The organism is Micromonospora sp. WMMD964 (assembly GCF_029581455.1).
Lineage (GTDB): Bacteria > Actinomycetota > Actinomycetes > Mycobacteriales > Micromonosporaceae > Micromonospora.
Window position 1 is genome coordinate 91,970 of sequence record NZ_CP120860.1, and the last position, 12,239, is coordinate 104,208.

A 12,239-nucleotide genomic window follows, 5' to 3' on the forward strand; every position below is an offset into this window, starting at 1 on the left:
CCGCAAAACGACATTCGAATCCGGCGAGGCAGCCTCCCGGCCGCACCCACGTCAGTCGAGCCAGGCCCGGATGGCGGCGACCGCGCGGCGGCTGTCCGCGTCGACCTGGGCCCGCTGGCTGGAGGTGTTCTCCCAACCCTGCTCCCAGAGAATCGTCACCACGTCGCCGATCCGGATCGCCCGGACCAGCCGCACGTCCTCCACGCCGGTCGGATCGCCGTTGACGTCCTGACCTGGGCTGCGTATCTCGAACAGCACCGACTCGTCGCCGTACCCGCTGTCGGCGAGCAGCCGCTGCGTGCTCCGCGACGGCGGATCGCCGCCCGGCCGCTTCTGCACCGGGCAGTCGCGCACCGCCTGCCGCAACTCCTTGAGCACGTCGTCGGCGCGCCCGGACCGGTAGATCGTGATGGAGTGCGCGTAGGTGCCGTCCGGGACGTACCCCGCACCGGGGTTCTGCGGCAGCTTGTAGATCAGCAGCCGGGTTCGGCGCTGCACCACCGTCTCGCTGGGGATGCGCGCACCACACAGGCCCGGCAGCGCGTCCAGGTCCCGGAACTCCGGCGCGATGCCGGTCCGGTTGGCCGGCGCGAGCGCGAAGAACGCCCGATCCGGGATGCTGGTCGGCGTACGCGGTGGCGCCGCGCTGGTGACCCGCGGCGACGCCGGTGTCGTGCCCGGGGAGCGGCCCGCCGTCGTGGGCGGGGCCGGCGGTGACGGCGACACGGCTGTCGCATCCGGCGTCGGTGCCACCGGCGGCGACGGGAACGTCGGCGTGCCGGCCGGCGGGGGCACGGGCTTCGGCGACGGAACGGCGACCACCTGACCGCCGATCATCACGCCCCCCACCACCAACGCCACGGCCACGGCGCCACCGGCCGCACGGAGACGGGCCCGACGGTCGGCCTGGTGCCGGAGCACGTCCGGGACGACCAGCTCACGGGTGTCCGCGTCGGTGGCGAGGGACCGATACATCTCAGACAGTTCACGCGACATCGGTGGCCTCCAGTTCCACGACGGCGAGATCGGGCAACAACGCGGCGAGCCGGGAACGGCCCCGGGAGAGCCAGGACTTCACCGTGCCGACGGGTACGCCCACCTCGCGGGCGATCTCGTCGACCGGCATGTCGAACAGGTAGTGCAGAGCCAACGCCTGCCGGTGGGTCGCCGGAACCTGACGCAGGGCCTGGACCAGCAACACGCTGTCCTCGGTGGGCGGGGGGACCGCCTGCGGGGGTCCGGCCATCCGCAGCGCGCCGCGCAGGGTACGCAGCCGCCGCCAGCGGTCGGTCGCCAACCGGGCCACCACCAGTCGCAGCCACGCCTCCGGTGCCGGATGCTCGGACAGCCGCCCCCACTGCCGCCAGGCCCGGGTGTACGCCTCCTGCACCAGATCCTGCGCCTCGTTGTGGTCACCGGCGACCGCGTAGCCGTACCGCATCATCCGCCGCGCGGTGCCGCGGTAGAAGTCGTCGAAACTCTGCGCATCCCTCACGGCTGCTCCCCCTCGTCCCCACCCCGTTGCAAATGAGGACGGCGGACCGGTGTCCCAGGTTGCGGGCTGCGGCCACCTGTCGGCGAGGCGACAAACGGGTGCATCTCCGGACACGGCGAAGCCCCCGCCGTTCGGACCGATGCGGTCCGACGACGGGGGCTCCGACAGGGCTCCCGGCGGGGGTCAGCCTCCGGCGCTCGGGCTGGCACTCGGCGGCGGGGTGCCACCGGCACCGGCGGCCTGCTGCGCCTGCTGGAACGCCGTCAGCGCCTCGTCCAACGCCTTGAGCGCACGCCCGTACCGCTCGAAGTCACCGGACGTCTGCGCGGCCCGCACCTCGGTGATCGCGGTCTGCACCCGGTCCGCCGCGGCGGCCAGGTCACCCGTCGGCGGCGGGGTGCCGGCGCTCGGTGTTGGCGTCGGCGTGGCGGACCCGCTGGGCGTGGGCGTCGGCGTCGGCGTCGGGTTCGTCGGGTTGCCGCCCGGGGGCGGTGGCGGCGGCGCGCCCTGCCCGGCCTTCTTGCCCTGCTCGACCAACTGCTTGATGCCGTCGTTGATGTTGTCGGCGAGCGCCACGAAGGAGCCACCGTCACCGTAGGAGAGCAGCACCTTCTGCAACAGCGGGTACGCGTCCTGCTGGTTGCTCTTCACGTAGACCGGCTCGACGTAGAGCATGCCGTCGGCGAAGGGCAGCGAGAGCAGGTTGCCGTACTGCACCTGCGCCTGGTTGCTGGAGAGCAGGTTGAGCTGCTGACGGATGTTCGCGTTGTTGGTCATCTGCTGGTGCACCTGCACCGGGCCGGAGATCCGGGTCTGGTCCGGCAACTCCAGCACCTCCAACCGAGGCTTCCCGTCGACGTACGACCCGGAGATCAGCGCGGCGAGGTTCTGCCGGCCGTTCGGGGTGACCGCCGAGGTGAGCTGGAACCGAGGGCTCTCCTGCCCCGGGAACTGGGTGAACAGGTAGTACGGGGGCTGCTTCTGCCCGCTGTCCGGAGCGTCCGGCACGTTCGGCACCTGCCAGAAGTCCTGTGCCGAGTAGAAGTCGCCCGGGTTGGTCACGTGGAACTTGGTGAGCAGGTTGCGCTGCACCTTGAACATGTCCGCCGGGTAGCGGAAGTGCTCATTCAGCTCGACCGGGATGTCCGCCTTCGGCTGGATCAGGTCACCGCCGAACGCCTTGTTCCACGCCTTGAGCACCGGGTCGGTGTCGTCGTACTCGTAGAGCGTCACGGTGCCGTCGTACGCGTCGACGGTCGCCTTCACCGAGTTACGCATGTAGTTCACGTTCTCCCGGGCCAGCTGGAACGTGCCCCGGTTGGTCAGCTCGTCGGTCGTCTCGGTCTGCAGGTTGACCCGCTCGGCGTACGGGTAGCTGGCCGCCGTGGTGTAACCGTCGACGATCCACTGCACCCGACCGTCCACCACCGCCGGGTACGGGTCGCCGTCCAGGGTGAGGAACGGCGCGACCTTCTCCACCCGGTCCCGCGGGTTACGCACGTAGAGCAGCTTGGAGTCGTCGTTGACCGCCTCGGAGAGGAGGAAGTTCGACTCCTGCTCCTTGATGGCGTACAGCAGCCGCCGGGCGAAGGAGCCGATCTCCACGCCGCCCTCGCCGGTGTAGGTGTAGGACTCGCCGCCACCCTCACCGACCGGCCTGTCGAACTCGGCCTTCTTGTTCGGGTCGGCCTGCCCGACGATCGCGTAGTCGTCCGCCGCCATCCGCTCGCCGTAGTAGATCCGCGGCTGCTTGGCCGGGATCTGCTCGGTCTGCGAGGAGCACGCCTCCTGCGTCTTCTCGCCGAGGAAGCCGGAGACGAAGAACGGCTGCCCGCCACAGACCACCTGGTTGGCCGGGGCGGCCACCAGCCCGTACCCGTGGGTGTAGACGGTGTGCCTGTTGATCCAGGTGTTCTGCTGGTCGGTCAGCTCGCCGTAGTTGATCTCCCGGACGCCGACCACGTAGTCGGAGACCTTGCCGTTCACCCCGTACCTGTCGATGTCCAGCTTCGGACCGAAGTCGTAGAAGCCACGCACCTGCTGGAGCTGGGTGTACGTCTCGCTGACCAACTGCGGGTCGAGCAGCCGCACGTTCGGCACCACCGAGGTGTCGGTGGCCAGGCTCGCCGGTGGGGTGAGGTTGTTCGCCGCGTACGGGGTCGTCTCGGTGACCCCCAGCCCGAACGCCGCCCGCGTCGCGTCGATGCTGCGCTGGATGTACGGCGCTTCCTTGTCCTTCGCGCTCGGCTTGACCTCGAAGGTCTGCACCGCCCAGGGATAGATGCCGCCGATGGCCACCGCGGAGACGCCGAGCAGCGCCAGCGAGATGCCCGGCCAGACCAGGTTCCGCATCCAGGCGTTGGAGAAGACGATGATCGCGATCGCCACCACGATCGAGATGTAGGCCAGGATCTCCTTCGCCGGCAGCAGCGCGTTGACGTCGGCGTAACCGGCGCCGTACAGCTTGACGCCCTCGTTGTACTCCAGCAGCATCGCCCGCCGGTCCAGCACGTACGCGACGGCCTTCAACAGCACGAAGACCGCGACCAGGCTGCTCAGGTGCGCGCGGGCCGCGTTGCTCATCCGGTCCCCGACGCCCTGCAGGCGGACTCCGCCGAAGAGGTAGTGCACCGCCAGCGCGCCGATCACCGCCAGCACCACAGCGGTGAAGGCGACCCCGAGCAGGTAACGCCAGAACGGCAGCTGGAAGACGTAGAAGCCGATGTCCACCCCGAACTCCGGGTCCTTGATCCCGAAGTCACCGCCGTTGCGGAAGAGCATCCACTGGTTCCACCGGTTCTGCGCGGACAGGCCGGCGAAGAGCCCGACCACCGCGGCGGTCAGCGCGATCCAGGTGCCGAGTCGCGGGGTGAGCACCATCCGGTAGCGCTCCAGGGTGGCCTGCTCCACCGAGTGCGGACGCAGCCGCGGACGCAACCGGTGGGCCAGCCACAGGTTGCCACCGACGATCACCGCCATGCCGAGGCCGACGGCGAGGAACAGCGCCAGCCGGGTCAGCAGGACCCCGGTGAAGACCTCGGTGTAACGGACCTCGTCGAACCAGAGCCAGTCGGTCCACGCCTGGACACCCCACCCGAGCAGGGTGAAGAGCACGAAAACCCCGACCAGGACAGCGATGGTGACGCGCCCGCGCCGGCTCATCCTCGGGAGGGGGCTGCTGCTACGCATGACCACTGTTGGCTCCGCACGCTCGATGTGATCGGCTCCGACCAGGCACCCAGAGTACGGGGTGATCCTGAACGTGTCGGGGCGCGGTCACATCGGTCAGCATCGGGTCGGCTGGCCGCCCCCGCGCAACGTCTCCAGGGCGGTCAATGCCTCGTCCAACGAACCCACCCGCAAAAGGGGCAGATCCGGCTGCGGATTGCGGACCGCCTCGGCGCAGTTGTCCGCCGGAACCAGGAACACCTTCGCCCCGGCACGTTTCGCGCCGACGAGTTTCTGGGCGATCCCGCCGATCGGGCCGACCGCGCCCTCGTCGTCGATGGTGCCGGTGCCGGCGATGACCCGACCCCCGGTGAGATCCGCCGGGGTCAGCTTGTCCACGATCCCCAGCGCGAACATCAGGCCGGCGCTCGGCCCACCGATGTCCTCCAGGTCGATGCCGAGCGTGAACGGGTGCGGCTGCTGCTGGTCGATCTCGACGCCGATCCGGGGACGGCCGTCCTGCTCCCGACTCGTCACCGAGACGGTGGCCGGCACGCCGTCGCGGGTGTAACCGATCGTCAACGCCGTGCCGACGGGCTTGGCCCGGACCAGCTCGGTGACCTTCGTGGCCACCGGCACCGGCTGACCGTCGACCGAAGTGATCACGTCGCCGGCCTTGAGCGCGCCGGCGGCGGGGCCGTCCCCGGACACCGTCTTGACGACCACCTGCACCGGGAAGCCCAGCTCCCGCAGCGCGGCGGTCTCCGCGCTGGTCTGCGACGCCTTGAAATCCTCGGCGTTACGCTGCTCGACCTGCTCCGTCGACTCCCCGGGCGGGTAGACCAGCTCCCGTGGCACCACCGCCTCGTCGTCGGAGAACCAACCCGCGATCGCGCCCCGCAGCCGGACCGTGGGCTGCACACCCACCGTGGTCAGCCGCAGTTGCCCGGCGGAGGTCGAGGTCTCCCGCCCGGTGACCTGGATGACCTCCTTGCCGTCGGCTGTGCCGAGGGTGTTGACCGTCGGGCCCGGCCCGAGCACCACGTACGGGATCGGAACCCGGAGCACCCCGATGCTCAGCAGGGCGGTGAACAGGGCACCGAGCAGGACCGTCAGGCCACGACGTCTCATGCCGCAGAGCGTACCGACCGGCCGGGTGCCGCCCGCCGGATGCGCCACGCGACTTCGCCCTCAGCGCAACGCCAGCGGCGGCTACCTGGGGCGCGGCCCGCGTACCGTAGACGTCGTGCCTGATATTCCGTTCGGTTTCGCGCTCCCGGGTGGGCAACCACCAGACCCCAACGATCCCGCGCAGATGCAGCAGTTCATGTCGCAGTTGCAGCACCTGCTCTCCGCGCCGGGCAGCGGGCCGGTCAACTGGGACCTGGCCCGGCAGGTAGCAGCCAGCCAGCTCGCGGCCGCCGGCGACCCGGCGGTGTCACCGTATGAGCGCAACGCGGTCGAGGAGGCGCTGCGCCTGGCCGACCTGTGGTTGGAGCCGGCTTCGGCGTGGCCGTCGGGCATCCAGTCCCCGGTCGCCTGGAACCGCAATGAGTGGATCTTCAAGACGCTGGACGTGTGGCGCAAGCTCTGCGACCCGGTCGCCAGCCGGATGGTCGGCGCGATGGGCGACCTGGTGCCGCCGGAGGCCCGCGCCCAACTCGGCCCGATGCAGTCGATGGTCGCCACCCTCGGTGGCGCCCTCTTCGGCGGCCAACTGGGCCAGGCCCTCGGTTCGCTCGCCGCGGAGGTGCTCTCCGCCGGCGACATCGGGCTGCCGCTCGGTCCGGCCGGCACGGCCGCGCTGATCCCGGCCAACATCCGGGCGTACGGCGAGGGCCTGGAGCTTCCCGAGGACGAGGTCCGCCTCTACGTGGCCCTGCGTGAGGCCGCCCACCAGCGGTTGTTCCAGCACGTCCCGTGGCTGCGCGGGCACGTGCTCAGCGCAGTCGAGATGTACGCCTCGGGCATCCGGGTCAACCGGGAGGCGATCGAGGAGGCGATGGGTCGGGTCGACCCGACCGACCCGGAGTCGATGCAGGCGATCGCGCTGGAGGGGATCTTCACCCCGGAGGACAGCCCCGCCCAGAAGGCGTCGCTGGCCCGATTGGAGACCGCGCTCGCCCTGGTCGAGGGCTGGGTGTGCCACGTCGTGGACAGCGCCGCCAGCGACCGACTGCCCAACGTCGTCCGACTGGGCGAGGCGTTCCGCCGTCGCCGGGCCGCCGGCGGCCCCGCCGAGCAGACCTTCGCGGCACTGGTCGGCCTGGAGCTACGCCCGCGCCGACTCCGCGAGGCGGCGGCACTCTGGGCCGCGCTCACCCAGCACCGGGGCATCGAGGGCCGCGACGCCGTCTGGGGCCACCCGGACCTGCTGCCGTCGGACGACGACTTCGCCGACCCGGTGGCGTTCGCCATGAACGACATGGACCTGAGCGAGTTGGACGACTTCGACTTCACCGCACCCGGTGGGGCCGAGGAGAAGGCCCCCGGCAAGCCCGACGAGACCGACGGCCGGGACGACGACACCAAGGCGTGAGCCTGGGCCCTGACGCCTGAGCGTCGACCCCGGGCGTCCGCGCGTTGTGGCGGGCGCCCGGCGCGCACGTCGCCGTCGAAGTCTGAACGCAGCCAGGGCCGGCGCTGCCCCTCGGTCACCTCCGTCGGGGGCGGACGGGGTCATGAGCGGTATACCGCAGAGTCATATTCATGCCTCTGCGGTATACCGCTCACCAGCACATCGACATGGCAGGCCAGCCCCCCGTCCTGGGTGAGGGCCCGGCTTGCCGAGAGCTGGCTGGTTGGTGAGTGTCAGGCGGTGCGGCCCGAGCCGGAGAGCAGGGCGCGGGTCGCCTCCCACCCTTCGAAGGCCGGGTCCAGGGTGGCCAGGTCGGCCGGGCCGCGTAGCCGTCGCCAGCCTGCGGTGACCGCGACGTCCCCGGGTCGAGGGGCACCGGACCGCACGTCCGCCGGCGTGGCCGTGTCCAGGTCCAGCGGAGGCACCCAGCCCGGCACCGGCAGTCGTACCGCCATTCCGAGCAGTCCCGCGCCGCCGCCGTCCACCGGAGCCACCGCGACGGGTCGGGTGGTGAGCGGTCGCAGCAGCTTGCCGACGGTCAGCGCGGGGAGGTCCGGCACGTCGCCGACCAGCACCGCCGCCTGGTCGTAGCCCTCCAGCGCGGCGAACACCGCGTTCGGCGTCGGCTCGGCGACCTCGTACACGGTCGTCCCGGGCCAGACCACCGAGTCGGCCAGAGCCCGGTCGGCCGGGGTGACCGCGACCGCCACCTCCACCTCGTTGAGCGTGGCGAGCAGGTCGATGACGTCCTCCGCGAGAGCCGCCCGCCATTCCGCCGGGTCGACGCCCGGCGGCGACCATCGGACCGGCCCGAGCAACGCCACTACCACCCGTCGTGCCACCTCCCGACCCTAGCGCCCCGCCCCTCCGCTCCAGATCGGCGACATGGTGGTGTCCGCGACGCCGGATACCCCCAGGTCGGCGATCAGGAGTCGATCAAGGAGGGTCTGATTCCAGCGGGTCGCACGGGGCAGGGTCTACGGGACGGGTCAGGGGGCGCAGGAGGCGGCGGCCACGCCCTCGAGGTAACCGCGGGCGCGTTCCGCCCGGGGATAGCGGCCGACCAGCGCCCAGAACCGGGCGTTGTGGCTGGGCACGATGAGGTGCGCCAACTCGTGCAGCAGCACGTAGTCGATCACCCAGTCGGGCATCTCCTGGACGCGGTGCGAGATCCGGATGCTGCGGTCGGCGGGCGTGCAGGAGCCCCACCGGCCGTTCTGGTTGGTGACCCAGCGGACGCTGGCCGGAACCGCCTTCGACGCGTACTCGGCGAGGTGGAGGTCGATGAGCCGGCCGGCCCGGGCCAGCAGCTCGGCGTCGGAGCGGGCCAGGCGCCCCTCCCGGGCGGCGAGCCGGGCGAGCATCCGGTCGACCCACTCGCTCTCCTCGGCACGGGAGAACTGGTCCGGAATGAGGACGACGACGCGCTCACCGTCACGGTACGCGGACACCGTGCGTCGTCGGCGCTGGCTGCGCCGTACCTCGACGACCGGCTTGCGCGTCCCCGCCATCACTGGCCCGCGCAGCCTCGGCTACGTGTCACGAAGGAAAGCTAATGCCCACTGACCAGGGGTCCGCAAGAGTCAACCGCACGACACGCGCCCAGAAAGTGGTGATTGGTCGCTAGGAGTCCGGAAAATTTCTTGACAGCGACGCCGTCGAACCGTCTCGTCACCCTTCGTGAACGCCGATGGCGGCGTGACGCGACGCCCTCTCACCGTAGGTGATCACCGTCCGGGATGCCGCCGCAGGGGCACCCGCACGGGTGGCTGTGAGGGTTTGGTCGGCGTGTCCCCGCCAAACTGACTTATCCGGCCTATTTCGCCATGCACACTCTCGACGTCGACTTGCTCACAGTGTCGATGCACAGCTGACATGGAACTGCCCAGACCTGGGTAGGGTCCGCGGACCAGCGGTCACGAGGGTGGCCGCGGAGTGAGACCCAGCGCCGGCGCCCCGTGTGGCCCGCCGCCGGGCACCCCCGCCGGGACGGCATCGACCGGCGGACGAGACGAGGAGGGCACCGTGGCCGACCAGGCCCAGACGACCTACAACGGTTACTGCGTGAAGTGCAAGGAGAAGCGGGACTTCGAGGGGCACGTCGAGGTCTCGAAGACCGGAATGAACATGGCCAAGGGCAAGTGTCCGGTATGCGGTACAACAGTGAACCGCATTCTGGGCAAGGCCAAGGTCTGACCCGTACGGCTGACGGGGGCGGGGTGGCCGGTGGCCACCCCGCCCCGTTTGCGTCCCGGGCCGCCGACGGGGTGTGTCGGGTGACCGACAGCCGCCTCGGAAGGCTGTGGAAAACCCGCCGAACCCTGTGGACAACCCTGGACACGGGCGCGGGCGCCTGTGGACAACGATCGACCGAACGCGAAGACGCGGTCACGATCAGCGACCATGAGACGTACCGCACTGCCCCGCCCCACACTGCTGCCCGGTCTCAACCGGCTCTGGCGGGACCGGCACACCCTGCAGCTCGGCGTCGGGCCGGGGCCCGCCGTGCTGCTGGAGCTGGCCAACCCTCGGGCCGCCCACCTGCTCGACCTGATCGACGGCACCCGCAGCGAGCGCACCGTGCTGGCGCACGCGGCCAGCGTCCAGGTCACCGCCGACGAGGCCCGTACGCTGCTCGACGCCCTGCGTACGGCCGGACTGTTGGTCCCCGCGCACAGCCTGCTCCCCCGTGACCTCGTCGGCCCGGTCCGCGCCCGACTGGCGGCAGAGGCCGGCGCTCTGGCCCTGGCCGCGGCCCGACTGCCCGGCACCCCCGCGCAGGTCCTCCGCCGACGGCGGGCCGCCCGGGTGGCGCTCATCGGCACCGGGGCATTCGGTGCTTCGTTGACCGTGGCGTTGGCCCAGGCCGGCGTCGGGCAGGTGATCCCCCAGCTCACCGGCCCGGTACGCCCCGTCGACCTGGTCGGCACGGGCATCCCCGCCGCCGAGCTGGGCCACCCGCTGGCACCGGCGGTGCGCGCTGCCGTCAACCGCGTCGCTCCGGGCACCGGCACCCGGCCGGGCCGGGGCGGTCGGGTGGATCTGGTCATCCAGCTCGGCACGGACCGGCCACCGGCGCTGCTCGCCGCCGGCCTCGCCCAGCGGCGGCAGCCACACCTGCTGGTCACGCTTCGCGAGGGCGTACCGGTCGTCGGGCCGCTGGTCCGCCCACCCGCCGGGCCCTGCCTGCACTGCGTCGAGCTGCACCGGGCCGACCGCGACCCGGACTGGCCGCGCCTCGCCGCGCAACTCGCCGCCACCGATCCGGTCGCCGCCGGCACGACCAGCACGCTGCTCACCGCCATCGGGTACGCGCTGGCCGAGGCGCTGACGCAGCTCGACGGCGGTCAGCCCGAGACGCTGGGCGGGGCCATGGAGATCACCGGTGCCGGTCGTTTCCGTCGTCGAGGATGGCCGCCACACCCGGCGTGTGGGTGCTCCCGGGGGCGGGTGTCCGCACCAGCCCGGCCGCAGACCAGCAGCGGAGCCCTCCGGTCGGTAACAATGACCGGGTGACCGACATCCCGCGCCGCGCCGTGTCCCGCACCGCCAAGCTCGCCGCCCTACCGCTCGGCTTCGCCGGCCGGACGGTTCTCGGCATGGGAAAGCGCGTCACCGGGCTCGCCTCCGACGTGATCTCCGCGGAGATCCAGCAGCGCACCGCCGAGCAGCTGTTCAGCGTGTTGGGCCAGCTCAAGGGCGGGGCGATGAAGTTCGGTCAGGCGCTGTCGGTCTTCGAGGCGGCGCTGCCGGAGGAGATCGCCGCGCCCTACCGCCAAGCGCTCACGAAGCTCCAGGAGGCGGCGCCACCGCTGCCGGCAGCCAGCGTGCACAAGGTGCTGGCCGAACAACTCGGCCCCGACTGGCGGGACCTGTTCGTCGAGTTCAACGACACTCCGGCCGCGGCGGCCAGCATCGGCCAGGTGCACCGGGCCCGGTGGCGGGAGCCGGGGTTCGACGAGTCGGGCGCACCGAACAGCCGCGACGTCGCGGTCAAGATCCAATATCCGGGTGCCGGCGAGGCACTGCTCGCCGACCTCAAGCAGCTCTCCCGCCTGGGGGGCATGTTCCGGGCCATCCAACCCGGCCTGGACGTCAAGCCGCTCCTTGTCGAGTTGCGCGAGCGGATCACCGAGGAGTTGGACTACGAGCTGGAGGCCGAGTCGCAGCGGGCCTTCGCGGCCGCGTACGCCGACGACCCGGAGATCTACATCCCGAAGGTCGTCAACGCGGCGCCCCGGGTGCTGGTCACCGAGTGGGTGACGGGCACCCCGTTGGCCGACATCATCCGCGAGGGCACCGAGGAGCAGCGCGACGAGGCCGGTCGGTTGATGGCCACCCTGCACCTCTCCGCGCCGCAGCGGGCCGGGCTGCTGCACGCCGATCCGCACCCGGGCAACTTCCGGCTGCTGCCCGACGGGCGACTCGGTGTCATCGACTTCGGCGCGGTGGCCCGGATGCCGGAGGGCACGCCGGAGCCGATCGGCCGCATCGCCGCGACAGCCTTGCGCGGCGACGCCGACGAGGTGGTGCAGGGGCTTCGTTCGGAGGGCTTCATCGGCTCCGCCGAGGAGATCGACGCCGAGGGTGTGCTCGACTTCATCCGTCCGATGCTGGAGCCCATCGCGGCGGACGGGTTCCGCTTCACCCGGGCCTGGCTGCGGGCCGAGGCGGGCCGGCTGGCCAGCCCCCGCTCCCCCACGTACCAGCTGAGCCGGCAGCTCAACCTGCCGCCGTCGTACCTGCTGATCCACCGGGTGACGCTCGGCTCGATCGGGGTGCTGTGCCAACTGGAGGCGAAGGCCCCGTACCGCAGCATCCTGGAGCGCTGGCTGCCCGGCTTCGCGCCGGTCGCCTGACGACGTGACGAAGGGCGGGTGCCGGTCGGCACCCGCCCTTCTGCGTGGGGTGGTACTAGAGAACGCCCAGGTCACGCGCCGCCTGGTTGCGGCTGTTCATGGCGACGGTACGGGCGGATCGGGTTGCCTCAGTGCTCGT

At 71.4% G+C, this 12,239-nt stretch carries 10 protein-coding genes; 4 read left to right on the forward strand and 6 right to left on the reverse strand.

Features of this window, described 5'->3' with window-relative positions; all coding sequences use genetic code 11:
- Positions 1 to 51 precede the first annotated feature (51 nt).
- The 4 genes from O7616_RS00440 to O7616_RS00455 form a co-directional block, all read right to left on the reverse strand.
- Positions 52 to 975, reverse strand: coding sequence for a hypothetical protein (locus tag O7616_RS00440; protein ID WP_282305184.1), 924 nt, complete (start codon positions 973 to 975; stop codon positions 52 to 54).
- 10 nt (positions 976 to 985) lie between these two features.
- A complete protein-coding gene (locus O7616_RS00445) occupies positions 986 to 1,495 on the reverse strand; it encodes a SigE family RNA polymerase sigma factor (RefSeq protein WP_282305185.1) in 510 nt (169 codons plus the stop codon).
- Between the two features lie 183 nt (positions 1,496 to 1,678).
- Complete coding sequence (locus O7616_RS00450) at positions 1,679 to 4,684, reverse strand: UPF0182 family protein (RefSeq protein ID WP_282305186.1); 3,006 nt, start codon at positions 4,682 to 4,684, stop codon at positions 1,679 to 1,681.
- Positions 4,685 to 4,780: 96 nt separating this feature from the next.
- The gene (locus tag O7616_RS00455) at positions 4,781 to 5,794 is read right to left on the reverse strand and encodes a PDZ domain-containing protein (RefSeq protein ID WP_282305187.1); all 1,014 of its coding nucleotides are present in this window, start codon (positions 5,792 to 5,794) and stop codon (positions 4,781 to 4,783) included.
- A 184-nt stretch (positions 5,795 to 5,978) separates the two neighbouring features.
- On the opposite strand from O7616_RS00455, the gene O7616_RS00460 reads away from it, so the two are divergent.
- The gene (locus O7616_RS00460) at positions 5,979 to 7,202 is read left to right on the forward strand and encodes a zinc-dependent metalloprotease (RefSeq protein ID WP_282307803.1); all 1,224 of its coding nucleotides are present in this window, start codon (positions 5,979 to 5,981) and stop codon (positions 7,200 to 7,202) included.
- A gap of 272 nt (positions 7,203 to 7,474) precedes the next feature.
- Here O7616_RS00460 and O7616_RS00465 read toward each other — a convergent pair whose 3' ends face one another.
- A complete protein-coding gene (locus tag O7616_RS00465; RefSeq protein ID WP_282305189.1) occupies positions 7,475 to 8,083 on the reverse strand; it encodes a hypothetical protein in 609 nt (202 codons plus the stop codon).
- Between the two features lie 147 nt (positions 8,084 to 8,230).
- On the reverse strand, positions 8,231 to 8,752 hold the full coding sequence (locus O7616_RS00470) for a M48 family metallopeptidase (protein WP_282256796.1): 522 nt from the start codon (positions 8,750 to 8,752) through the stop codon (positions 8,231 to 8,233).
- A gap of 514 nt (positions 8,753 to 9,266) precedes the next feature.
- On the opposite strand from O7616_RS00470, the gene O7616_RS00475 reads away from it, so the two are divergent.
- From O7616_RS00475 to O7616_RS00485, 3 genes are all read left to right on the forward strand, one after another.
- Complete coding sequence (locus O7616_RS00475; RefSeq protein ID WP_167457767.1) at positions 9,267 to 9,437, forward strand: DUF5679 domain-containing protein; 171 nt, start codon at positions 9,267 to 9,269, stop codon at positions 9,435 to 9,437.
- Positions 9,438 to 9,644: 207 nt separating this feature from the next.
- On the forward strand, positions 9,645 to 10,757 hold the full coding sequence (locus O7616_RS00480; protein ID WP_282305190.1) for a TOMM precursor leader peptide-binding protein: 1,113 nt from the start codon (positions 9,645 to 9,647) through the stop codon (positions 10,755 to 10,757).
- Entirely contained in the window at positions 10,754 to 12,100 is a 1,347-nt protein-coding gene (locus O7616_RS00485) for an AarF/ABC1/UbiB kinase family protein (RefSeq protein WP_282305191.1), read from the forward strand. The genes O7616_RS00480 and O7616_RS00485 overlap by 4 nt, the downstream gene beginning before the upstream one ends.
- Positions 12,101 to 12,239: the final 139 nt, after the last annotated feature.

Bases quoted from the DNA above. Each gene is read 5' to 3' on its own strand.
- O7616_RS00440 (WP_282305184.1), bottom strand. From the start codon at position 975: ATGTATCGGTCCCTCGCCACCGACGCGGACACCCGTGAGCTGGTCGTC.
- O7616_RS00450 (WP_282305186.1), bottom strand. From the start codon at position 4,684: ATGCGTAGCAGCAGCCCCCTCCCGAGGATGAGCCGGCGCGGGCGCGTC.
- O7616_RS00455 (WP_282305187.1), bottom strand. From the start codon at position 5,794: ATGAGACGTCGTGGCCTGACGGTCCTGCTCGGTGCCCTGTTCACCGCC.
- O7616_RS00460 (WP_282307803.1), top strand. From the start codon at position 5,979: ATGCAGCAGTTCATGTCGCAGTTGCAGCACCTGCTCTCCGCGCCGGGC.
- O7616_RS00470 (WP_282256796.1), bottom strand. From the start codon at position 8,752: ATGGCGGGGACGCGCAAGCCGGTCGTCGAGGTACGGCGCAGCCAGCGC.
- O7616_RS00480 (WP_282305190.1), top strand. From the start codon at position 9,645: ATGAGACGTACCGCACTGCCCCGCCCCACACTGCTGCCCGGTCTCAAC.